The sequence below is a fragment of the Brevundimonas sp. Soil_N_31 genome (assembly GCF_057655995.1).
In genome coordinates, this window is record NZ_JBDGLE010000005.1 from 263168 (window position 1) to 284275 (window position 21108).

Here is a 21108-nt window from a genome sequence, read left to right on the forward strand (position 1 = left end):
CTTCGTGAAAGGGCGCATTGAGTTCAGATCCGCCTCCCGAGGGGAAACCGAACGACATGAATCTCGACCTCTATTCCGACCGCGCCAAACAGGCCGTTCAATCCGCCCAGTCGCTGGCGCTGGCCCGCCGCCACCAGCAGTTCGCGCCCGAGCATCTGCTGAAGGTGCTGCTGGAGGAACGCGACGGCCTGGCCCGCAAACTGATCGATCAGGCGGGCGGCGATCCGTCCGCCGTCGAACTCGTCACCGAGGGGCTGCTGAAGAAGCGGCCTCAGGTCGAGGGCGGCTCGGGTCAGCTCTATCTGGACGGCGACACCGCCCGCGTCTTCAGCGCCGCCGAAGACGCCTCGAAGAAGGCCGGCGACGCCTTCGTCACGACCGAACGCCTGCTGGCCGCCATCGCCAAGGAAGGCGGGGCCGCCGCCGAGGCGCTGAAGTCCGCCGGGGTCACGGCCAAGAAGCTGGACGACGCCGTCGCCGAAATCCGCAAGGGCAAGACCGCCGACAGCGCGGGCGCCGAGGACAGCTTCGACGCCCTGAAACGCTACGCCCGCGACCTGACCGAGGCCGCCCGCGACGGCAAGGTCGACCCCGTCATCGGCCGCGACGAGGAGATCCGCCGCACCATCCAGGTGCTGGCTCGTCGCACCAAGAACAACCCCGTCCTGATCGGCGAACCCGGCGTCGGCAAGACCGCCATCGTCGAGGGCCTCGCCCTGCGCATCGTCAACGGCGACGTGCCGGAAAGCCTGAAGGACAAGAAAGTCCTGTCGCTCGACATGGGCGCCCTGATCGCAGGGGCGAAGTATCGCGGAGAGTTCGAGGAACGCCTCAAGGCCGTGCTGAACGAGGTGGCCGCAGCCGAGGGCCAGATCGTCCTCTTCATCGACGAGATGCACACCCTGGTCGGCGCCGGCAAGGGCGACGGGGCCATGGACGCCTCCAACCTGCTCAAGCCCGCCCTGGCGCGCGGCGAGCTGCACTGCGTCGGCGCCACGACGCTGGATGAGTACCGCAAGCACGTCGAGAAGGACGCGGCCCTGGCCCGTCGCTTCCAGCCGGTCTTCGTATCCGAGCCCACCGTCGAGGACACGGTGTCGATCCTGCGCGGCCTCAAGGAGAAGTATGAGGCCCACCACGGGGTGAGCATTTCTGACTCCGCAGTGGTCGCCGCCGCGACCCTGTCGAACCGCTATATCACTGACCGTTTCCTGCCGGACAAGGCCATCGACCTGATCGATGAGGCCGCGTCGCGCGTGCGCATGGCCGTCGATTCCAAACCCGAGGCTCTGGACGAGATCGACCGGCGCTTAGTGCAACTGCTGATGGAGCGTCAGGCGCTCAAGTCTGAAGCAGAGGACAAGAAGAAACGCGGCAAGACCGATGACAGCTTCCTCGCGCGCTTCGCTGTTTTGGATGAAGAGATCGACGAGCTCCAGCGTCAGTCCGACGAAATGACGGCTCGGTGGAGGGCCGAGAAAGACAAAGTCGGCGCCTCTGGTCAGATCCGCGAAGCCCTGGACCGCCTCCGCAATGAACTTGCTCAGGCTCAAAGGCAGGGCGATTTGGCCCGGGCAGGTGAAATCGCTTACGGTCAAATCCCTCAACTGGAACGGCAACTTGCGGAAGCCAGCGCTGCAGCCGACGCTAAAGATGAGCCCCCGCTGACGCCCGAGGTCGTCGACGCCGAGCAGATCGCCGCCGTGGTCAGCCGCTGGACCGGCGTGCCCGTCGACAAGATGCTGGAGGGCGAGCGCGAGAAGCTGCTCAAGATGGAGGACGAACTGGGCCGCCGCGTGGTCGGTCAGGACGAGGCCCTGGCCGCCGTCTCCGACGCCGTGCGCCGCGCCCGCGCCGGTCTGAACGACCCGAACAAGCCGCTGGGCAGCTTCCTCTTCCTCGGCCCCACGGGCGTGGGCAAGACCGAGCTGACCAAGGCGCTGGCGGGCTATCTGTTCGACGACGACAACGCCATCACCCGCATCGACATGAGCGAGTACATGGAGAAGCACTCGGTCAGCCGCCTGATCGGCGCCCCTCCGGGCTATGTCGGCTATGACGAGGGCGGCGCCCTGACCGAGGCCGTGCGTCGGCGTCCCTATCAGGTTGTCCTGTTCGACGAGGTCGAGAAGGCCCACCCCGACGTCTTCAACGTGCTTCTCCAGGTGCTGGACGACGGCCGCCTGACCGACGGTCAGGGCCGCACCATCGACTTCAAGAACACCCTGATCATCATGACCTCCAACCTGGGCAGCCAGTATCTGGCCGACCAGCCCGAGGGCGAGGATGTCGAAGCCGTCCGCCCCCTGGTCATGGAGCAGGTCCGCGCCCACTTCCGGCCCGAGTTCCTGAACCGCATCGACGAGATCATCCTGTTCCACCGCCTTGGCCGCGAACAGATGGGCGGCATCGTCCGCATCCAGCTGGCGCGTCTGGAGAAGCTGATGGCCGACCGCCGCCTGACGCTGGCCCTGGACGACAGCGCCCTGACCTGGCTCGCCGACAAGGGCTACGACCCGGTGTACGGCGCCCGCCCGCTGAAGCGCGTCATCCAGAAGGAACTGGTCGATCCGATGGCCAAGAAACTGCTGGCCGGCGAGATCGAGGACGGCAGCGTGGTGGCCGTGTCAGCGGGCGCCGACGGGCTGGAGATCGGGAAGGCGCGGGTGCATTGATGAGCTTTCCGACCATCGATTGGTCAGCAATCGGCACGGTTGTCACGGCTGTGGCAACGATCGTGTTGGTGTTTGTGACAACCATATTGGCGCGCGAAACTAAGCGTCTGTCGGACGCGACGAGTCAGCCAAGTGTGGTGGTCACGCTTGAACCAAGTCCTTGGTCGATCATCCATACCAATCTTGTTTTGCAGAACACGGGAACAGGGACGGCGTATGACATCGAGGCGAAGTTTGATCCCCCTCTTAAGACGCTCGTCGAAATGCCCTTCCGCTCACTGTCTGTTTTAAAGCCGGGAAGCATATTTCCTGTTTTTCTGAGAGGCTTTGAAAAGCTCAATGAGCAGGTCATTCGCGTTGAAGTCAGTTGGCGAAGGTCTCCGAAGTCCAAGAATCGGGAAGTGCATTCTTACGTTCTCAATTCGCGTATGGACTACGACAACTGGGGGCAACTCGGCGGGGCTCCTCCTGACATTCAGATCGCGAGGGAAATGAAGAAGCTACGTGAAGACGTTGAGCGGCTGGCCAGCGGATACAGGCGGCTTCAGGTTGATGTTCATGACTCGGGAGATCGTCAACGCGAGCAAGATGAACTTGAAGGAGCGTGGGGTATTCCATCGACTGATAGCGACGCAGAGGAAATTTCTAGCTAAGCGGCCACTTCGCGGCTGTTGGTGCCGTGTGTTCATTCCTTCCGTCATCCTACGGCAAGCCGCGTCAGCGGCGCAGACCGGGGGACCCAGCGGCGCGCGGGAGCGCGAAAGATCCACGCTCGGCGGCCGTGCTAACATCGCCTTCGGCGCCGCTGGGTCCCCCGGTTCCGCGCTGCGCGCGGCCCGGAGGATGACGAAAGAGGGGCAGCGGCATAGGCTGTGTGCATGGCGACCCATCGCACCTTCATCGCGACCTACATCATGGCCAGCGGGCGCAACGGGACGCTCTACGCCGGCTCGACCTCCAATCTGGAAAGCCGCGTGTGGAAGCACAGGACGCGCGCCTTTCCCGGCTTCACCGACGCCTATGACTGCACCCGTCTGGTCTGGTTCGAACAGCACGCCCTGATGCTTGATGCGATCCGGCGCGAGCGGCGCATCAAGAAGTGGCTGCGCGACTGGAAACTGGCCCTGATCGAGAAGGCCAACCCGGACTGGCGCGACCTCGCGGCCGACTGGTTCCTCGATCCGAACTGGACTCCGCCGCCGGGCGCCGACTGAGCCTCACCCCAGCACCGGCATCACCTCCACCCCGTCGCAGGGGAAGGGGTTCATGTGCGGGTGCCCCTCGAACAGGCGGGCCGCCGCCTCGTGGCTGTCGGCGCGCACGACCATGAAGACGGTCAGCAGGTTGACCACGTCCGTCACGGCGCCGTCGTCGCCGATGCGCTTGGTCGGGCCCAGCGGGCCGCCCTGAAAGACGATGGAGTCGCGGTGCGCCTCTTCCCATTCGGCGACGGCGGCCACGCCGATGCGGGCCGTCTCGGCCTGCTCGGCCTCGCTCATGGCGCGCCAGGCGCGCCATTTGGGGCTGGTCTTGTCGCTGGTGAAGACGGCCAGATAATGGGTCTCAACGCTCATTGCAGCCTCCTGTTTGGCTGGAGGATCAACCCTTTGGGCCCTCTCCGACAAGCAGCGCCGGAGGCTGGCCTCAGCTCTCGGCCAGCAGGTCGTCGATCAGGGCTTTGGCCTCGGGGCTGGCCCAGTCGGCCTCGCCGACCAGGACGGCGCGAACCTGACCCCGGCGGTCCAGCACCATGGTCTGGGGCATGGCGCCCTTGCCGGGGAATTCGAAGGCCAGCTGGAACTTGGGATCGATGTAGAATTCCAGCGGCGCGTGGTCGGCGATGAAGGCGCGGGCGTCGTCGACGGTCTTTTCCGCGTCCATGCTGACGGTCACTACGGCGAAGTCGTCGCGCGTCTTGTAGTGGTCGGCCAGGGCGGCCAGGGTCGGCATCTCGATCCGGCACGGGGCGCACCATGTGGCCCACAGATTCACCACCGTAACCTTGCCTGCGAAGTCGGCGAAGCGCACCTCCTGTCCGGCGGCGTTGCGGAAGGCGTAGTCGGGAGCCGGGGCGGGCGGCGGCGCCTGCAACCGGGCCAGGGAGCCGCGCGCATAGGCGATCAGCCGCGTGCTCGGCTGTTTCGGCGCGGCTGAAACGGGCGCGGATTCTTTGCGCCCCTGATGATGATTGACGTATAGCAGCGCCGCGCCCACGCCGATCACGCCGATCACTGCGAACGTCGCCACGCCCGCCCAAGTCCGCCCAGAGCCGCTCATGTCCGATACGCCTTCCAAACCACAGCAAGATGTCCCCGCTCAGGGGCAGTCTCTATGGGGCGGACGCTTCAGCGCCAAGCCCGCCGACATCATGCAAGCCATCAACGTCTCCATCGGCGTCGACAAACGCCTGTGGGCGCAGGATCTGGCCGGATCGCGGGCCCATTGTCGCATGCTGGCCCAGCAGGGCATCATCCAGCCGGCCGACGCCGAGGCCATCCTGGGCGGTCTGGACGTCATCGAGGGCGAGATCCGGGACGGTTCCTTCCCCTTCCGCGACGCCTATGAAGACATCCACATGAACGTCGAGGCCCGCCTGTCGGAACTGATCGGCGAGCCGTCGGGGCGTCTGCACACGGCGCGCAGCCGCAATGATCAGGTGGCGACGGACTTCCGCCTGTGGGTGCGCGACGCCTGCGACCGCACCGTGGCGCAACTGAAGGATCTGCAGGCCGCCCTGCTGGACCGGGCGGAACAGCACGCGGGCGACCTGATGCCGGGCTTCACCCATCTGCAGACCGCCCAGCCGGTGACCTTCGGCCACCATCTGATGGCCTATGTCGAGATGTTCGGCCGTGACGCCGGGCGCTTCGCCGACGCGCGCGCCCGCATGAACGAGAACCCGCTGGGCGCCGCCGCCCTGGCCGGGTCGCCCTTCCCCATCGACCGCCACATGACGGCCAAGGCGCTGGGCTTCGACCGCCCGATGGCCAACAGCCTGGACGCCGTTTCGGATCGCGACTTCGCCCTGGAAAGCCTGGCCGCCGCCTCCATCGCGGCGGGCCACCTGTCGCGTCTGGCCGAAGAGATCGTGGTGTGGATGACGCCGATGTTCGGTTTCGCCACCCTGCCCGACGACCTGACGACCGGCTCGTCTATCATGCCGCAGAAGCGCAACCCGGACGCGGCCGAACTGGTGCGCGCCAAGACCGGCCGCATCAACGGCGCCCTGATCGCCCTGACCACGGTAATGAAGGGCCTGCCGCTGGCCTATTCCAAGGATATGCAGGAGGACAAGCCGCCGGTGTTCGAGGCCTTTGACGCGCTCGACCTGGCGCTGACGGCCATGACCGCCATGGTCGCCGTGATCCGCCCCAACACCGAGAAGATGGCCGCCGCCGCCGGCGCGGGCTTCTCGACCGCCACCGATCTGGCCGACTGGCTGGTGCGCGAGCTGAACCTGCCCTTCCGCCAGGCGCACCACGTCACCGGCGCCGCTGTGAAGCGGGCCGAGGCCCTGGGCCTGGGTCTGGGCGAATTGCCGCTGACGGAATTGCAGGCCCTGGATGGCCGGATCACCGAAGGCGTGTATGAAGTGCTGACGCCCGAAGCCTCCTGCGCCAGCCGCCAGAGCTTCGGCGGCACGGCGCCGGAACAGGTCCGCGCGCGCATCGCCGACTGGAGAAGCCGCCTGTGACGAAGACGTCTGTGAAGAAGACCCTGATCCTGGCGAGCGCCGCCGCCCTTCTGCTCTCGGCTTGCGGCCGCATGGCCGACCTCGAACCGCCGCAAGGCGCGACGCCGAAGAAGCAGACCGAGCGCGCCATCCGCGACCGCTCGGCCGAGCACCTGCCCGAGCCAGCGATGCAGAACCTGCCGCCGCGCCAGATGCCCATCGACAACGGCACGTCCGACCCGTTCGGCAAGCCGCCGCAGGTGAACTGAGCCTTCGCTCCGACCTTCTGACTGGACTCCCCGCCGGTGCACCATTTCGATCTCAAGGACGACGTCCTGCACGCCGAGGGCGTCTCGCTGGAGGCGCTGGCGGAGACGGTCGGCACCCCGACCTACGTCTATTCCTCGGCCACGCTGCGCCGTCACTACGGCTTGCTGCGCGAGGCGTGCGACGGGCATAAGGACGCGCTGGGCGACGCCCTGATCGCCTTCGCGGTCAAGGCCAACTCCAACCTGTCGGTGCTGGCCACGCTAGCGAAGCTCGGCTGCGGCGCCGACACCGTGTCCGAAGGCGAAATCCGCCGGGCCCTGGCCGCGGGCGTTCCGGGCGAGCGCATCATCTTCTCGGGCGTGGGCAAGACCGACGCCGAACTGGCCTTCGCCGTCGATGTCGGCGTGCGCCAGATCAACGTCGAATCCTCGGCCGAACTGGACCGGCTGATCGCCGTCGCGGCCGCCAAGGACGCCGCCCCCGCCATCGCCATTCGCGTCAATCCCAAGATCGGCGCGGGCGGCCACGCCAAGATCACCACCGGCGGCGCGGGCGACAAGTTCGGCGTGCCGGTCGGAGAGGCGATGGCGCTGTACGCCCGCGCCTCCGCCTCGCCGCACGTCACCCCCGTGGGTCTGGCCTGCCACATCGGCAGCCAGATCACCGACCTGGCCCCGCTGGAGGCCGCCTTCCGCGTGCTGCGCCAGATGACGCAAGAGCTGCGCGCCCAGGGACACAGCATCACCCGCCTCGATCTCGGCGGAGGCCTGGGCGTGCCCTACTACGGCGAGACGGCGACGCCGTCCCCGGCCGACTATGCAGCCATGGCCGCGCGCGTGCTGGACGGACTGAAGGTCGAGGCCGCCTTCGAGCCAGGCCGCCTTATGGCCGCCAACGCGGGCGTGCTGCTCAGCCGCGTCATCCAGGTCAACGAACGGACGGACGGCCGCCGCTTCCTGGTGCTGGACGCGGCAATGAACGATCTGATGCGTCCGGCCCTCTACGACGCCTTCCACGACCTGAAGCCGGTGCGGCCGACAGCGGGCGAAGCTCTGCCCCACGACGTCGTCGGCCCCGTCTGCGAGACCGGCGACACTTTCGCGCGTGATCGCGACCTGCCGCCGCTGAAGGCAGGCGACCTGGTGGTCTTCATGAGCGCCGGGGCCTATGGCGCGGTGATGAGCGGCGAATACAACACCCGCCCCCTGGCCGCCGAGGTTCTGGTCGACGGCGACCGCTACGCCGTCATCCGCCCGCGCCCGACCTATGACGAGATGTTCGCCCGCGAACCGATGGCGGACTGGCTCTAAGCCTCAGTCCAGCGCGCAGATGTCCGGCAGGCCGCGCATGCCGCCCGCGTGGTCCAGGCCATAGCCGACCAGGAAGCGGTTCGGCGCCTCCCAGCCGACGAAGTCGGGCTCGGGCGCGCGGGGCTTGGGCCAGGGCTTGCGGGCGAAGACGCAGGTCAGCACCTCGGCCGCGCCCGCCTCCCGCGTGATCCGCACCGCCTCGGCCAGGGACAGGCCGGTGTCGAACACATCGTCCAGAATCAGCACCTTCCGCCCGTCGAGCGAGCGCTGATAGGGGGCGCGGACCTCGATCCGGCCCCGGCTGGTCTGTTCGTCGCCGTAGGAGGCCAGCCACAGGGCGTCGAAGCGGACGTTGCGGCCCTCGCGCGCCAGGGCGCGGGTCAGGTCGGCGGCAAACCACAGCCCGCCGGTCAGCAGGACGGCGGCCACCGTCTCATCGTCGACATGGGGGGCGATGCGCCGCGCCAGATCGGCCACGACTGTCTCGATCTCGGCCTGGGACAGAAGAACCGTGGGGGCGGGGGGCGCTTGGATGTCAGCCATGCCCGGCGATACCGCCTGGACAGGGGGTGAGTCGAGAGGCGAAGGCGCTTGACCAAGGTCGAAGGCGTTCAGCGGCGCAGGCCGCCGTCTTCCCGCGGGGGCGCTTCTCCATGTGGCCGAGGCGGAGCCTTGGCGGGAGGCATGAGGATGAATTTTGTCATCATCTTTGCACCCTTGCCCTGGGGGTCGGCGATGACTACGGCGAAGCCCTTGACTTGGCCGGGCAGGACGGGCGGCCCGTCCAGGCGCACCACGCGGCTGGCCACCTCCACGCCGCGCTCGTCCTGAAGCACGGCGCGAATGGGAGGCGAGACCACTTCGGTCTCGCGGATATTGCGCACGGCGCCGGAGACGACGACCTTGCCCGGATCGTGCGAAGCGACGCGCGCCCGTTGGGCCTCGAACTCCAGGCCCACGATGTTCACGTCCAGGCCCAGCGTTTCATAGGCGCCGGCGGTGATCGGGAATTTCCGGACGATCTCCTCGCGGAACAGCACGCCGCCGGTGATCAGGCCCAGGACGACCGCCGCCGCCGCCGCCCAGGCGGCGCCCGCCGCCGCCGCCTTGCGCACCCGGCGCTTGCGCTCGGCCTTGGCGCGGAAGGCGCGGGGCAGTTCGGGCGCGGGCGTCTCCGCCAGGGTCTCGGGCGAGGTTTCCTCGATGGTTTCGGTCGGCGTGACGGCGTTGGCGCCCGCTGCGGGCTCCAACTCCAGCGGCGCGTCTTCCAGGCTGGCGCGCCAGTCATGGCCGCACGTCTTGCAGCGCACGCGGCGACCGTTGGGGCCGATCGCCTCATCTGGAACGAAATAGCTAGTGGCGCAGGCGGGGCAGGTCAGTATCATGTCAGCTGACTGCGAGGCTTATCGCCCCCTCCTGTCGCGGCGCAACGCCCCGGTCCAATACGAAACCCGATGCCTGATTCGAACCGCCGCGCCGCTGACCCGGATTCCACACCCGACACCGTCCGCCTGAAGGGCGTGGGTTTCGGCTATACGGACAGGCCCGCCGTGCTGCGGGACGTTAACCTTACACTGCCAAACGGCTCTTTCCACTTCCTTACCGGACCTTCGGGCGCGGGCAAGTCGTCGTTGTTGAGATTGCTGACCCTGGCGGCCCGGCCGCAGGCGGGGCGAATCAGCCTGTTCGGCCGCGAGGTGACGCATCTGCCGCGTCGCGACGTTCCCGCCTTTCGCCGTCGCATGGGCGTGATCTTCCAGGACTTCCGCCTGCTGGACCATCTGTCGGCGTTCGACAACGCCGCCCTGCCGTTGCGTCTGGCTGGGGAGGGGACGGGTGACTACGCCGAGGACGTGCGAGAGATGCTGCGCTGGGTTGGTCTGGGTCAGCGGTTGGACGCCTTGCCGCCGACGCTGTCGGGCGGAGAGAAGCAGCGCCTGGCCATCGCCCGGGCCGTGGTCACGCGCCCCCGGCTGATCCTGGCCGACGAACCGACGGGCAGCGTTGACGCGGCCATGGCCGAGAAGCTGATGCGCCTGTTCCAGTCGCTGCACCGACTGGGCGCCACTGTCCTGATCGCCAGCCACGACGAAGTCCTGGCCGAGCGGAGCGGTGCGAGCGTCCTGCGGCTGGAAGGCGGACGACTGGGCCTGATCCGCGAAGCCGCTTCGGAGGCGGCGTCATGATCGGTCGACGGCGTTCAGCCCGTCCTGAACTTCTGCCGCGTGAGACGGGCGGCGAGCGTTGGCTGGTCGTGGTCATCGCCGTCCTGTGTTTCCTGGCGTCCATCGCCGCCGTCGGCGCCATGGCGGCTGACCGGGCGGCGCACGGTTGGGCCGGGCGCCTGCGGGCCGAGGTCACGGTTCAGGTGCGGCCGCGCGTCGATGAGACCGGGCCCGCCGCCGCTGCGCGCGCCGCTGAAGTTCTTGCCGGGGTCAAGGGGGTGTCCGAGGCCGAGGCGCTGGACCGCAAGGCGGCGGAGACCCTGTTGCGGCCCTGGGTGGGAGAAGCCGTGCTGCCGGATCTGCCTCTGCCGTATCTGGTGACGGCCCGTCTCGACGCAGAGGCGCCGGCGGGCGCGCCGACGTTGAGTCGGGCTCTGGCTGAAGCGGGCCTGGACGCTACGGTTGATGATCACAGCCTCTGGCGCGGCGAGGTCGAGCGCTCGGCGGGCTTCATCACTGCGCTGGCGGGTGCTGCCTTCCTGCTGATCGCGGCGGCGACGGGGGCGGCTATCGCCTACGCCACCCGCGCAGGCATGGCGGCGCAGGCCGCGGTAATTGAAACTTTGGAGCTGAACGGCGCCTCGGACGGAGCGATCGCGGCGCTGTTTCAGCAGCGGTTCGGCCTGTTGGCGGCGAGCGCGGGCGCGGCGGGCGCGGGATTGGCGGCGCTGATGCTGGCCGTGCTGCGCCTGATCGGCGGCGAAGGCGGACTGACCCCGGCCCTGCCGCTGGCCTGGGTCGATCTGCTGGTGCTGATCGCCTGCCCGCTGCTGGCCGGCGCCGTCGCCGTGCTGGCCGCCCGCCTCACGGCGCTGGCGAAGCTGGGCCAGCGTAGCTAGTTAGTCTCCTATGAAGTTCCTGACGCTGATCGCCGTGGTGGCGCTGATGTGGCTGACGGGCCTGTTCGTCTTCGCCGAGCGGGTGCGCGAGTTCACGCCTGCGCCCGACCCCGCACGGGCCGACGCCGTCGTCTCCCTGACCGGCCCTTCGGCCGAACGCGTCAACGCGGCCATCCGCCTGCTGGAGCAGGGCAAGGGCGACCGGCTGCTGATCTCGGGCGTCAATCGCGAGGTCCGCCGCCAGGAGTTGCGCGCCCTGACGCCGGGCTCCAGCAAGCTGTTCAACTGCTGCGTCGATCTGGGTTTCGAGGCTGAGAACACCGTCGGCAACGCCCAGGAGATCGCCGCCTGGGCGCGATCCAAGGGCTATGATCATCTGATCGTCGTCACCTCCGACTACCATATGCCGCGCAGCCTGCTGGAAATCCGCGGGGCCGCGCCGGGGGTGAAGCTGACGCCGTATGCGGTCTCCACGCCCTCGCTGGACGACGCCGGGTGGTGGCGCGCGACCGAGACCGCTCGGCGCATGGCGCTGGAATACATGAAGTACCTGGCCGTGCTGGGCCGCGAGGGAATGCACCGCCTGACCGGCCGTCACCCCGAACGCCCTGGCCCGACCGCTGAGGCCGACGCCTCCGAACCGAGCAAGGCCGCCGCATGACGACCGTCCGATCCCTGATCTTCACCCTGTGGCTCTACCTGTCGATGCCGCTGTTCGCCGTCGGCCTGTCGCCGGCGCTGCTGATGCCGCACGGGGTCGCCATGGGGGTGATCAAGCTGTGGGCGCGTTTCGTCCTGTTCGGCCTGCGCTGGATCGCCGGGGTCAAGGTCGAGGTGCGCGGGCTTGAGCATCGCCCGACCGGCCCGGCCCTGATCGCCGCCAAACACCAGGGCATGCTGGACGTCATCGCCCCCTTCGCCTTCCTGGACGACGCCTGTTTCGTGATGAAGAAGGAGCTGATGCCTCTGCCCTTCTTCGGCTGGTTCGCCTGGAAGACGAAGATGATCGCCGTCGACCGCGCCGCCCACGCCAAGGCGCTGAAGGACATGGTGCGCCAGACCCGCGCGCGTCTGGCCGATGGCCGTCAGATCCTGATCTTCCCCGAGGGCACCCGCACGACGCCGGGCGAACCGGCCGACTACAAGCCCGGCGTCGCCGCCATCTATCGCGACGTCGAGGCGCCCTGCTGGCCCGTCGCCACCAACTCGGGCGTCCACTGGCCGGCGCACGGCTTCAAACGCTATCCGGGTACGGTCGTTTTCGAATTCCTGCCGCCGATCCCGGCCGGTTTGAAGCGCGCCGCCTTCATGGCTGAGCTGGAAAGCCGGATCGAAGGGGCCTCAACCGCCTTGTTGCCGCCCAAAACCTAGGCTTTGGAGAGCGGGCCCCTATATCATCAGCCGTTGGCCTGGGACTCGCTCATGATTTCACGCACCAACCTCCGCCTCGCGCTGCTGACCGTCGCCGTCGCGGGCCTGCCTGTCGCAGCCATGGCGCAGTCGCAGCCGTTCATACCGGCAGAGGCCCCGCAGACGTGGAAGGTCGACATCGGCGGCGGCGTGGTGCGCGGCTTCAGCGCCACCGGCAACAACAGCGACGAGGCCAGCTTCACCGCCTGGGGTTCGGCCTCCTATCGCGACATCGTCTACGCCAACGGTCTGGACGGCCTGGGCTGGAATGCGATCAAGCGCGACGGCTTCCACGCCGGCGTCCAACTGCGCCCCCGCTTCGCGGCGGGCGACATCGACGGCATGGATCGCCCGGAGTTGGGCGCCGATGCGGCGCTCTACGCGTACAAGCGTCTGCCGGGGAACATCGTCGTGGGCGGCCGCATCCAGCATGACGCCACCGGCGACGACGCCGGAATGGAATACTACGGCTCCATCAGCCACCAGCGCGTGACCCGCGTCGGCCTGTTGCAGACCATGGCCTATATGCGCGCCGCCAGCGACGAACGGGTTCAGCGCTATTACGGCGTCAGCGCAGCCGAGGCCTCAAGCAGCGGCTTCACTGCCTTCGAACCCTCGGGCGGACTGTCGGCGGCGGGGGCGGCGGCCCTGCTGGCCATCCCGATCGGCGATCGTTACGGCATGGGCGCCTTCGTCAACTACGAACAGCGCCTGGGCGACATCAAGGACAGCCCCCTGATCGAGGACGACTACATCTGGCGCGCCGGGGTGATCGGCGTGGTGCGCTTCAACAGCGGGGACTAGACCATTATCGATCGGGATTGATCCATCCCCGATCCAGATCAATGGTCTGCTTAAGTCCTGACGCCTCAGCGCGCCGCGAACTCGCTGAGGGCGTCGATGACGGCGCGGTTCTGGTCCGCTGTTCCGACCGTGATCCGCAGGCAGTCCGGCAGGCCGTAGCTGGCCACGCCGCGCACGATGATCCCCTGGGACTGCAGATAGTCCTGCGCCGCCGAGGCGGGGCGCTTCGCATCCGGGAAGCGGATCAGGATGAAGTTGCCCGAGGCGGGCAGCACCTCGAACCCGAAACCGCGCACGGCCTGGATCAGGCGCGGCCGCCACTCGGCCACCAGATCGCGCGACGCCTTCTGGTGCGCCTCGTCGCCCAGGGCGGCGATGGCCGCCTCGATCCCCGGCACGGAGACGTTGAACGGCAGGCGAATGCGGTCGATGGCCTGCTCGACCGCCAGCGGCGCATAGCCGAAGCCGACCCGCAGGCCGCCCAGGCCGTGCAGCTTGGAGAAGGTGCGGGTGACGACGATGTTGGACGCTGTGCGCGCCAGATCGAAGGCGCTCTCCCAGTCCGGCTCGGTCACGAACTCGGCGTAGGCTTCGTCGATCACCAGGATGGCGTGGGCGGGCAGCCCCGCGTGCAGGCGGCGAATCTCCTCGCCCGTGGCGTAGCTGCCGGTCGGATTGGCCGGGTTCGACAGATAGACCAGCTTGGTCCGCGCATCGACCAGGGCCAGCATGGCGTCGACGTCGGCGTGGTAATCCGGCTCGGCCGCCAGCCTGACCTCGGCCTGACAGGCGCGGGCCGAGATCTGATAGGCGACGAAGGCGTACTGGCTGGTGACGATATTGTCCCCGGCCTCCAGATAGGTCTGGTTCAGCAGGGCGAAGACCTCGTCCGAGCCGTTGCCGAAGATCAGTCGTTCCGGCTCCAGCCCATGCGTTTCCGCCACGGCGGCGCGCAGGCGGCCGGCCCGACCGTCGGGATAGAGGTGGATCGAGGCGACGGCGGCGGCGAAGGCCTCGCGCGCCTTCTCGCCCGCGCCCAGCGCATTTTCGTTCGAGGACAGCTTGATCGGCTTGGCCACCCCGGCGATGGCGCTCTTGCCGCCGACATAGGGGGCGATGTCCAGCACGCCGCTCTTGGGTTGAGGCGATCCCTCTGGGGCGTTCGCTTCGGTCATGCGCGGGTCATCCTGTCGGCCGCTGGGTTTCAGAAGACGGGAGCGGCGCCGATGACGCCGGTCAGGCCGCCGGGCGCGCCGTCCAGCCTGACGTCTTCCGCCTGCACATAGCCCGTCAGGACGAACAGCTTCAACCCGCCTCCGCCCGACAGAAATTCGGCCGCCAGACCCGCCTGCCCCAGGGCCTCGACGATGCGCGCATCCGGCCAGGCGCTGTCCGTGACCCAGAAGGTGCGGTCGTCGCCCGACGGCCCCGGCGCCTCGGTCCCGACCAGCAGGGCGCGCGGCGTCCCGGCCGCGTCATCCGGCAAGGCGGCGATGACCTTCAACATGGGCAGGGCCAGCAACCGCCCCCACCACGGCCGCGCCGACAGATCGATCAGGGCGCGCGCCCTCTGCGCCGCGCGGTCTCGCACGGCGGTCAGGGCCTGATCCGCCTCGGCCATCGGCCGCGCCGCCAGCCCCCAGCGGTCGGCCGCCAGCACCTGCGACAGCGCTCCGCAGGCGATCAAGGGCCGCCCGTCCGCCGCCTCCAGCCGCCCCAGCACGGCGCGCACCGCCGCCTTTTCCGACAGGCTCGTTCCCGACAGAACAGCGCGCAGGGCGATGGCGTCGCCGTCGACCGAGCCGCGCGGCCCCGCCGCCAGCCGGGCGCGGGCGGCTTCGGCCACGGCCCGCTCCAGCGACAGGCGCGCTTCGTCGGCGGGCGGCTCGATCAGCATGACAATGGCGGCATCAGAACAGCTGCGGCGCGGGCGCCAGGGCGAACGGCCCCAGATAGGTGCGCCCGCCGCGGAACAGGATGGCCAGCTCCACGCCCTGACCTGCGTCTCCGGTCCCGCCCTGCGGCGTGGCGGCGGCGGCCTTGGCGGCGGCGGCGCGGTCCAGCGCCCCGCCCTGCTGGGCGCCCGCCAGGCCGACGATGGCCGCCAGCGGCTTCTCCGCGCGCACGAAGACCTGACCCTCCAACTGCCCCTTGGCGTCCGCCGACAGGGCGTCGCTGGAGACGAAAGCCTTGCTCTCGCCCGCCTGAAGCTGGCCCTTCACGTCGATGAAGCGACCGCCCGCCGCCGTCCAGGCGGTCAGCAGCCCCTTGGCGTCCGCCCCCTTGCGCAGGGCCGAGGCCTTTTCGATCACCGCCTCGATCTGGGCGTTCAGCATCCCTGACTGGGTAAAGCCTTCGACCGGGCCGTTCGTCCGGCCCTCGCCGTCGACCAGACGGAACAGCACGTCCACGTCATCGGTCGGGGTGTCCGAACCGACCATGTGCGGCCGCATGTAGAACTGCACCAGCCCCGCCTGCTTCAGCGGGAAGGGCTCGGCGTCCGGCAAGGCCGTAAAGACCGGCTTCTCCAGCTCCAGCGCCACATTGGGCCACCGCTGGGTCAGGCCGTGCACGCTCATACGAATGCCCTCGGCGCGGATGGCGGTCTTGCCCTTCTCTGCGCGCGTGACGGTCAGGCCATCCGGCGCCGCCAGCACCCAGCGCGTGGGGTTGTAGGCATTGGCCTGGGCGATCATCTCGGGCGCCGCGATCGCGTGGCCGGACGGGGCGACGACGTCCAGATGCTTGATCGACACCCGCGCGTGCATGGGCCAGCCGGTGGTGGAGATTCCGGCGTGCTCGATGGTCCAGCCGCTTTGTTGCAGCCCGGCGATCTTGGCCTCCATGCGGCGCTCGATCTGCTGGGTCAGAAAGAACCACCAGCCGGTCCACAGGACCAGGCCCACGGCGACGATGACGAAGGGAATGATCAGTCCCTTGCGGCTGTGATGCGGGGCGGCGGCGCTCGTGTCGGTCATGTGCGCGCTTTAGCAGGACGCGAGGCTGCTGACACGTCCTGTCAGCAGGAACAGGCCAGGTTGCCGTCCGTTCGAAGCGCAATCTGACAGGAGACGAAGACCATGGAGACGCAGCAGCTTCATCGCGGTCGGCTGATCGACCATCTGCAACTGGTGACGCCGGACCTTGAGGCCAGTCGTCGCTTCTACGGCGCGGTGCTGGAGGCCCTTGGCGTGCCGATCGCCGGCGAAGCCGAACGCTTCTTCTGGGCCGATGAGCTGTTCGTCTCGGCGGTCGACAGCATCGCGGCGCAGGGTCGGCCGACCGGCCGCTGCCACCTGGCCTTCCAGGCCAAGGGTCGCGCCATGGTCGAGGCCTTCCACAAGGCGGGCCTGGCGGCGGGCGGAACCGACAACGGCGCGCCGGGCGAGCGGCCCTATCACCCCGGCTACTACGCCGCCTTCTTGCTGGACCCGGATGGCAACAACATCGAGGCGGTGTTCCACGGCGAGGCCGAGCGTTCCGCCGCCAGCGTGGTCGTGACGTTCGAGAGCTAGGCCGGTCAGGCCGTCAGATCCGCCCACGTCGCCGTACAGGCCCGCGCGGCCTCGTCCGGCGCCAGCTCCAGCAGCAGGCCGCGCTGGCCGCCGTTGATCAGCACGCGGTCGAACAGGATCGCCGTCTCGTCGATGAAGGTCGGGACGGCCTTGCGCTGGCCGAAGGGACTGACCCCGCCGACCTTGAAGCCGGTCATGCGCTCGGCGTCGGCGGGCTTCATCATCTGGGCCGACTTGCCTCCGGCGGCGGCGGCCAGCTTCTTCATGCTGACTTCGCAGTCGGATGGCACGACGACGCAGACGGGCTTGGCGTCCACCACGGTCATCAGCGTCTTGAACACCTGCTCGGGCGCCCAGCCCAGGGCCTCGGCCGCCTGCAACCCCACGCGCGGCGCGTCGGGATCGTAGTCGTAGGGGTGCAGTTCGAAGGCGACGCCGGCCTTGGTCAGGGCGACGGTGGCGGGGGTGGTGCGCGACATGGTCAGCCGGTCTGCTCCGCCAGGAAGCCCTTGGTCAACTCCACCGTCTCGGCCAGCCCCAGACGCAGCACCTCCGTCCCCGGCGGCAGGGCGGCGAACAGGCGCGTCGGACAGGCGGCGTCCAGCATGACGAAGACGCCCCGGTCGTCGGCCCGGCGGATCAGGCGGCCGAACGCCTGGGCGATGCGCCCGCGCGCCAGGGCGTCGTCCCACGACCGCCCGCCCGAGCCCGTGCCGAACCGCTCGCGCCGCGCCTTGTGCAGCAGGTCCGGGCGCGGCCACGGCACGCGGTCGAAGGCCAGAACGCGCAAGCTGCGCCCCGGCACATCCACCCCGTCGCGCACGGCGTCGGTGCCCAGCAGGCAGCTGTCCCGCTCGGCCCTGAAGACGTCGACCAGCGCCCCGACCTCCAGCGGATCGACGTGCTGGGCGTAGAGGGGCAGGCCCGCCCGCGCCAGCTCCGGCCCCAGCCGCTCATAGACCGCCTTCAGCCGCCGGATGGCGGTGAACAGCCCCAGGCCGCCGCCGCCCGCCGCCAGAAACAGTTCGCGCATGGCCGCCGCGATCTGGCGCGGGTCGTCCTTGACCAGATCATTGACGACGATGACCCGGCTGTTGGTCGCATAGTCGAAGGGGCTGTCGACCTTCAGCGTCCGCACCGGTTCGATCAGGCGCGCGGCCCCGGTGCGTATCCGGGCGAGATCAAAAGGGTCTTCGGCCGCCGGGTCGGACAGGGTGGCGCTGGTCACCAGCACCCCGTGCGACGGCATGACCACCGCCGCCTCCAGCGGCACGGTCGGGTCGATCCAGTGACGACGCAGGGCCACGTCGTGGATACGGCCGAAAGCGGCTTCGGCACTTAGCCAGTCGACGAAGTCGGGGTCGGGTTCGTCTCCGCCCTCTTCCAGCGCCGCCAGCATGGAGCGCCAGCCGGGCAGGGTCATGCGCGCGCGCCGGTCCAACCCGCGCAGCGAACCTTCGATGCGGGCGCGGGCGGCGCCGTCCAGCTCGGCCGCTTCCTCGTCCAGAATGTCTTCGAGGTGGCGCGACAGGGCCAGCAGCGGCGCCTCGACGGCGGCGATGGCGCGGGCGGCCTCGCGCGCGGCCTCCAGCACCGGCTCGGCGACGGGACGCAAGGCGCATTCGAGGCCGAACTCTGCGCCGCCGGTCTCGGCCGCGCGGGCGCGCAGCTGCTCCAGCGCCGCGACCAGAAACCGCTCGATCGGCCCGATCGGGTTCACCTCGCCGGACGCCGGGGCGATGCGGCCCGACACCCCTTCGCCCGGCAGTTGGGCGGCGGCCTGCAGCGCGTCCTTCAGGGCCTTGGCGGCGGCTTCGTTGTCGGCGGTCAGGTCGCCTAATCTCTGTTCAAGTCCGCGCCCGCGACGGCCGCGCCCCTCCGGGCCCCTGATCCAGCGGCGCAGCTCGGCCGCCTCCTGTCCCGACAGGCAGGCGGAGAAGGCGCTGTCGGCCGCGTCGAACAGATGGTGTCCCTCGTCGAAGACGATACGCTTCAGCGCCGCCGTCTCGCCGTCCTGCTTCAGGCCGCGCGCGGTGCGGGCGCCGTCGAAGGCGGCCTGGGTCATCACCAGCGCGTGATTGGCCACCACCAGATCGGCGCGGCGGCTGGCGCGGATGGTCTTTTCGACGAAGCACAGGCGATAGTGGGGACAGGCGGCGTGAACGCACTCGCCGCGCCGGTCGACCAGATTGGCCGGTCCCGCCTGATGCAGGGGCGCGGTCGCATAGAGGCCGGACAGCCAGCCGGGATAGTCGCCGCCGGTCATGTCGCCGTCGCGGGTATGGGCGGCCCAGCGAGCGGCCAGGGCCATGCCGATCAGGTCGCCATTCCCCAGTTGCGCCGCCTGCACCATGTCCTGAAGATTGAGCAGGCAGAGGTAGTTCTCGCGCCCCTTCCTCACCACCGTCTTGCGGCGACGCTCGGCCTCGTCGGGCCACAGGGCGCGGCTTTCGCGGTCGATCTGGCGTTGCAGGGCGCGGGTGTAGGTCGAGATCCATGCCGCCCCGGCGTTACGCTCGGCCCACAGGCTGGCGGGCGCCAGATAGCCCAGGGTCTTGCCGGTGCCGGTCCCCGCCTCGGCCAGCAGGACGCGCGGGCGGCCTTCTTCGTTGCGCGGCGAGAAGGCGTAGGCGGCTTCGGCAGCGTAGTCGGACTGGGCGGGCCGCGTCTCATCCAGCCCCGAGGCCTGAAGCAGCTTGTCCAGACGGATGCGGGCGCTCTCAGAGTCGACGGGGGCCGACCCGGCCTCGCCGCGCGGCGCCTCGTCCTCCCACTCCTGCAGCCGGGCCCAGACGTCGAGGCCCGAGCCGCGCTGCTGGCGGCTCCGCAACGGCCTGGCGCGCAGGGCCTGAAGCACGCGCGGCGCCCAGCCCCAGCCCCCCCGTTCCAGCGTCAGGGCCAGCGCATAGGCCTCCTCCCGCCCCGGATAGGCGGGCGCGGCCAGTTCGGCCAGCAGGTCGGCGGCGGCGGCCCTCAGGGCGGCGGCCTGCGCCTCGGCGCCCCTCGGCTCCTCGCGCCCAAGGGCCAACGCCAGTCCGGTGGCCGACGGGGCGCAGAACCGGGCCGGGCGCACGAAGGCGAACAGCTCCAGCGCATCCAGCATCTCGGCCGAGCGCGGCGGCGGCGCCAGACCCAGCCGCCGCGCCGTCAACCCGGCGTGGGCGACGATGACGTCGCCGCCGGTGAACAGGCCCTCGGCGGCGGCCCGCCCGATCTTGCGCGCGCCCTGATCGTCGCACACGGCGCCAGCCCCCGGCGGCGTAGCCAACGCGGGCGGCAGGTCGAACGTCAGGGTCGACGCGGCTTCCGTTGTTTCCTTTAAGCCCAGGGTCACCGCGACCGCTTTTTGTCTTTCAGTGTTTTGGCGATCTGCTGCAGTTGATCTTCGCCAGACTTTTCTGCCTCGATCCTCTTGCGGTCACGATAGGCTTTGATTTCGCGCGAAGCATGAGCAGCGGCCTGTGCTGCGCTAACCGACGTGGCGGCGCCCAACGGCTTGAGTGGACGACCGTCGAGCTTGATGAGATCGCGCAGCTTGATCTGGAACTGCCCGAGCGTCGTCATCCGTCGCTGCTCTGCCTGGCTGTCGAAAAACTCAAGCATCAGGCTGGTGATGTGATTCAGGGCCTTGATTTCCGGCTCGTGGAAAAGGTTCTTGGCGATCTTGGCTTCAGTCACCGTAGGAATTTGCCCCTTAAAGGTAACGACCCCGGCTCCATCCTTGCGATGATTAACCCGCTCAACGATTAGATCGCTGGCGGTTTTTTGCAGCACAGCCCAGTGCAGGGTGTTCTGAATGTCGGCGAAGAACTCCGTATACTGGTTTTTATCGTAAGGGTCGTAGTCCGCGCAAAACGTCGCGAGTTCGAGAATGCGCGTCCACATCCGTTTTTCAGACGAGCGAATATCCCGGATGCGATCCAGAAGCTCGTCAAAAAAGTCGGGCTTGCCTTCTGGATTTTTGAGCCGTTCATCGTCGATGACAAACCCCTTGGTGAGGTAGGTCATCAGGACTTGGGTCGCCCAAATGCGGAACATCGTTCCGAGACGCGAGCTGACTCGATATCCGACCGCGATGATGACATCGAGGCTGTAGAGGTTTGTGCGGTAGGCTTTGCCGTCTGCGGCAGTTATCCGGGATTCCCGGAGAACTGAATCTGGGATGAGTTCGCCGTCCGAGAAAACATTCTGAATGTGCTCGCTGACAGTGCGGACATCTACTCCAAACATATGCGCCATCTGCGCCTGCGTGGCCCAGAAGGTATCGCCGAGCACCCGCAGTTCCGCTCGCACGCCGTCCTTCGCGACGTAAACCAAAAAGCGGTCGCCGGTGTCGCCATCCTCGCGAATCGTAACGGGCTCGCTGGGCTTGGAATCAGGCATGTGG

At 68.7% G+C, this 21108-nt stretch carries 22 protein-coding genes; 12 read left to right on the forward strand and 10 right to left on the reverse strand.

From position 1 onward, the window contains the following. Positions 1-56: 56 nt before the first annotated feature. The 3 genes from clpB to AC3A3G_RS10645 all read left to right on the forward strand — a co-directional run bounded on the left by clpB (position 57) and on the right by AC3A3G_RS10645 (position 3889). Positions 57-2675, forward strand: coding sequence for an ATP-dependent chaperone ClpB (gene clpB, locus AC3A3G_RS10635; protein WP_200216444.1), 2619 nt, complete (start codon positions 57-59; stop codon positions 2673-2675). Then, positions 2675-3328 carry a hypothetical protein gene (locus AC3A3G_RS10640; protein ID WP_487488159.1) on the forward strand — a complete coding sequence of 218 codons (654 nt, stop codon included), beginning with the start codon at positions 2675-2677 and terminating at the stop codon, positions 3326-3328. The genes clpB and AC3A3G_RS10640 overlap by 1 nt, the downstream gene beginning before the upstream one ends. Before the next feature lie 225 nt (positions 3329-3553). After that, positions 3554-3889 carry a GIY-YIG nuclease family protein gene (locus tag AC3A3G_RS10645; RefSeq protein ID WP_487488160.1) on the forward strand — a complete coding sequence of 112 codons (336 nt, stop codon included), beginning with the start codon at positions 3554-3556 and terminating at the stop codon, positions 3887-3889. A gap of 3 nt (positions 3890-3892) precedes the next feature. On the opposite strand, the gene AC3A3G_RS10650 is transcribed toward AC3A3G_RS10645, so the two are convergent. Beyond that, complete coding sequence (locus AC3A3G_RS10650; RefSeq protein WP_487488161.1) at positions 3893-4249, reverse strand: hypothetical protein; 357 nt, start codon at positions 4247-4249, stop codon at positions 3893-3895. 70 nt (positions 4250-4319) lie between these two features. After that, entirely contained in the window at positions 4320-4952 is a 633-nt protein-coding gene (locus tag AC3A3G_RS10655) for a TlpA family protein disulfide reductase (RefSeq protein WP_200168518.1), read from the reverse strand. Here AC3A3G_RS10655 and argH point away from each other — a divergent pair. Genes argH through lysA form a run of 3 tightly spaced genes read left to right on the forward strand, consistent with a single transcriptional unit; the run spans position 4951 to position 7928 of the window. Then, positions 4951-6369, forward strand: coding sequence for an argininosuccinate lyase (gene argH / locus AC3A3G_RS10660; RefSeq protein ID WP_125899381.1), 1419 nt, complete (start codon positions 4951-4953; stop codon positions 6367-6369). The genes AC3A3G_RS10655 and argH overlap by 2 nt on opposite strands. Next, entirely contained in the window at positions 6366-6617 is a 252-nt protein-coding gene (lptM, locus tag AC3A3G_RS10665) for an LPS translocon maturation chaperone LptM (RefSeq protein WP_234288004.1), read from the forward strand. The genes argH and lptM overlap by 4 nt, the downstream gene beginning before the upstream one ends. 36 nt (positions 6618-6653) lie before the next feature. After that, positions 6654-7928, forward strand: a complete 1275-nt coding sequence (gene lysA / locus AC3A3G_RS10670; RefSeq protein WP_487488162.1) for a diaminopimelate decarboxylase — start codon at positions 6654-6656, stop codon at positions 7926-7928. Between the two features lie 3 nt (positions 7929-7931). Here lysA and AC3A3G_RS10675 read toward each other — a convergent pair whose 3' ends face one another. Both AC3A3G_RS10675 and AC3A3G_RS10680 read right to left on the reverse strand, forming a co-directional pair. Continuing rightward, entirely contained in the window at positions 7932-8471 is a 540-nt protein-coding gene (locus AC3A3G_RS10675; RefSeq protein ID WP_487488163.1) for a phosphoribosyltransferase, read from the reverse strand. A gap of 68 nt (positions 8472-8539) precedes the next feature. After that, positions 8540-9313: an MJ0042-type zinc finger domain-containing protein gene (locus AC3A3G_RS10680; protein ID WP_487488164.1), complete on the reverse strand. Its 774-nt coding sequence runs from the start codon at positions 9311-9313 to the stop codon at positions 8540-8542. A 69-nt stretch (positions 9314-9382) separates the two neighbouring features. On the opposite strand from AC3A3G_RS10680, the gene AC3A3G_RS10685 reads away from it, so the two are divergent. The 5 genes from AC3A3G_RS10685 to AC3A3G_RS10705 are packed head-to-tail and all read left to right on the forward strand — an operon-like array spanning position 9383 to position 13206. Then, entirely contained in the window at positions 9383-10114 is a 732-nt protein-coding gene (locus AC3A3G_RS10685; RefSeq protein WP_200168514.1) for a cell division ATP-binding protein FtsE, read from the forward strand. Beyond that, entirely contained in the window at positions 10111-10992 is an 882-nt protein-coding gene (locus AC3A3G_RS10690) for a cell division protein FtsX (protein ID WP_412876746.1), read from the forward strand. Before AC3A3G_RS10685 ends, AC3A3G_RS10690 begins: the two co-directional genes overlap by 4 nt. A gap of 10 nt (positions 10993-11002) precedes the next feature. Next, complete coding sequence (locus AC3A3G_RS10695; RefSeq protein ID WP_200168512.1) at positions 11003-11653, forward strand: YdcF family protein; 651 nt, start codon at positions 11003-11005, stop codon at positions 11651-11653. Beyond that, positions 11650-12363, forward strand: coding sequence for a lysophospholipid acyltransferase family protein (locus tag AC3A3G_RS10700; protein WP_487488165.1), 714 nt, complete (start codon positions 11650-11652; stop codon positions 12361-12363). The genes AC3A3G_RS10695 and AC3A3G_RS10700 overlap by 4 nt, the downstream gene beginning before the upstream one ends. Positions 12364-12414: 51 nt before the next feature. Next, positions 12415-13206, forward strand: a complete 792-nt coding sequence (locus tag AC3A3G_RS10705; RefSeq protein WP_487488166.1) for a MipA/OmpV family protein — start codon at positions 12415-12417, stop codon at positions 13204-13206. Positions 13207-13271: 65 nt separating this feature from the next. On the opposite strand, the gene hisC is transcribed toward AC3A3G_RS10705, so the two are convergent. Genes hisC through AC3A3G_RS10720 form a run of 3 tightly spaced genes read right to left on the reverse strand, consistent with a single transcriptional unit; the run spans position 13272 to position 16184 of the window. Then, entirely contained in the window at positions 13272-14381 is a 1110-nt protein-coding gene (gene hisC / locus AC3A3G_RS10710; protein WP_487488167.1) for a histidinol-phosphate transaminase, read from the reverse strand. Between the two features lie 29 nt (positions 14382-14410). Beyond that, positions 14411-15103 carry a hypothetical protein gene (locus tag AC3A3G_RS10715; RefSeq protein WP_487488168.1) on the reverse strand — a complete coding sequence of 231 codons (693 nt, stop codon included), beginning with the start codon at positions 15101-15103 and terminating at the stop codon, positions 14411-14413. A gap of 13 nt (positions 15104-15116) precedes the next feature. Further along, the gene (locus tag AC3A3G_RS10720; RefSeq protein WP_487488169.1) at positions 15117-16184 is read right to left on the reverse strand and encodes a DUF2125 domain-containing protein; all 1068 of its coding nucleotides are present in this window, start codon (positions 16182-16184) and stop codon (positions 15117-15119) included. 102 nt (positions 16185-16286) lie between these two features. Between AC3A3G_RS10720 and AC3A3G_RS10725 the strand changes: the two genes are divergently transcribed. Further along, positions 16287-16721, forward strand: coding sequence for a VOC family protein (locus tag AC3A3G_RS10725; protein ID WP_200168506.1), 435 nt, complete (start codon positions 16287-16289; stop codon positions 16719-16721). 5 nt (positions 16722-16726) lie between these two features. On the opposite strand, the gene ybaK is transcribed toward AC3A3G_RS10725, so the two are convergent. The 3 genes from ybaK to rhuM are packed head-to-tail and all read right to left on the reverse strand — an operon-like array spanning position 16727 to position 21104. Next, a complete protein-coding gene (gene ybaK, locus AC3A3G_RS10730) occupies positions 16727-17200 on the reverse strand; it encodes a Cys-tRNA(Pro) deacylase (RefSeq protein WP_487488170.1) in 474 nt (157 codons plus the stop codon). A gap of 2 nt (positions 17201-17202) precedes the next feature. Further along, on the reverse strand, positions 17203-20055 hold the full coding sequence (locus AC3A3G_RS10735) for an ATP-dependent DNA helicase (RefSeq protein WP_487488171.1): 2853 nt from the start codon (positions 20053-20055) through the stop codon (positions 17203-17205). Further along, positions 20052-21104, reverse strand: coding sequence for a RhuM family protein (gene rhuM, locus AC3A3G_RS10740; protein ID WP_487488172.1), 1053 nt, complete (start codon positions 21102-21104; stop codon positions 20052-20054). The genes AC3A3G_RS10735 and rhuM overlap by 4 nt, the downstream gene beginning before the upstream one ends. Between the last annotated feature and the right edge of the window lie 4 nt (positions 21105-21108).

What these genes read in the sequence shown, in the direction of transcription:
- AC3A3G_RS10700 (WP_487488165.1), top strand. Translation starts at nt 11,650, where the DNA reads ATGACGACCGTCCGATCCCTGATCTTCACCCTGTGGCTCTACCTGTCG.
- AC3A3G_RS10685 (WP_200168514.1), top strand. Translation starts at nt 9,383, where the DNA reads ATGCCTGATTCGAACCGCCGCGCCGCTGACCCGGATTCCACACCCGAC.
- AC3A3G_RS10705 (WP_487488166.1), top strand. Translation starts at nt 12,415, where the DNA reads ATGATTTCACGCACCAACCTCCGCCTCGCGCTGCTGACCGTCGCCGTC.
- AC3A3G_RS10695 (WP_200168512.1), top strand. Translation starts at nt 11,003, where the DNA reads ATGAAGTTCCTGACGCTGATCGCCGTGGTGGCGCTGATGTGGCTGACG.
- AC3A3G_RS10650 (WP_487488161.1), bottom strand. Translation starts at nt 4,249, where the DNA reads ATGAGCGTTGAGACCCATTATCTGGCCGTCTTCACCAGCGACAAGACC.
- AC3A3G_RS10640 (WP_487488159.1), top strand. Translation starts at nt 2,675, where the DNA reads ATGAGCTTTCCGACCATCGATTGGTCAGCAATCGGCACGGTTGTCACG.
- AC3A3G_RS10720 (WP_487488169.1), bottom strand. Translation starts at nt 16,184, where the DNA reads ATGACCGACACGAGCGCCGCCGCCCCGCATCACAGCCGCAAGGGACTG.
- clpB (WP_200216444.1), top strand. Translation starts at nt 57, where the DNA reads ATGAATCTCGACCTCTATTCCGACCGCGCCAAACAGGCCGTTCAATCC.
- AC3A3G_RS10680 (WP_487488164.1), bottom strand. Translation starts at nt 9,313, where the DNA reads ATGATACTGACCTGCCCCGCCTGCGCCACTAGCTATTTCGTTCCAGAT.
- AC3A3G_RS10725 (WP_200168506.1), top strand. Translation starts at nt 16,287, where the DNA reads ATGGAGACGCAGCAGCTTCATCGCGGTCGGCTGATCGACCATCTGCAA.
- AC3A3G_RS10645 (WP_487488160.1), top strand. Translation starts at nt 3,554, where the DNA reads ATGGCGACCCATCGCACCTTCATCGCGACCTACATCATGGCCAGCGGG.
- hisC (WP_487488167.1), bottom strand. Translation starts at nt 14,381, where the DNA reads ATGACCGAAGCGAACGCCCCAGAGGGATCGCCTCAACCCAAGAGCGGC.
- AC3A3G_RS10690 (WP_412876746.1), top strand. Translation starts at nt 10,111, where the DNA reads ATGATCGGTCGACGGCGTTCAGCCCGTCCTGAACTTCTGCCGCGTGAG.
- ybaK (WP_487488170.1), bottom strand. Translation starts at nt 17,200, where the DNA reads ATGTCGCGCACCACCCCCGCCACCGTCGCCCTGACCAAGGCCGGCGTC.
- argH (WP_125899381.1), top strand. Translation starts at nt 4,951, where the DNA reads ATGTCCGATACGCCTTCCAAACCACAGCAAGATGTCCCCGCTCAGGGG.
- AC3A3G_RS10715 (WP_487488168.1), bottom strand. Translation starts at nt 15,103, where the DNA reads ATGCTGATCGAGCCGCCCGCCGACGAAGCGCGCCTGTCGCTGGAGCGG.
- AC3A3G_RS10675 (WP_487488163.1), bottom strand. Translation starts at nt 8,471, where the DNA reads ATGGCTGACATCCAAGCGCCCCCCGCCCCCACGGTTCTTCTGTCCCAG.
- rhuM (WP_487488172.1), bottom strand. Translation starts at nt 21,104, where the DNA reads ATGCCTGATTCCAAGCCCAGCGAGCCCGTTACGATTCGCGAGGATGGC.
- AC3A3G_RS10655 (WP_200168518.1), bottom strand. Translation starts at nt 4,952, where the DNA reads ATGAGCGGCTCTGGGCGGACTTGGGCGGGCGTGGCGACGTTCGCAGTG.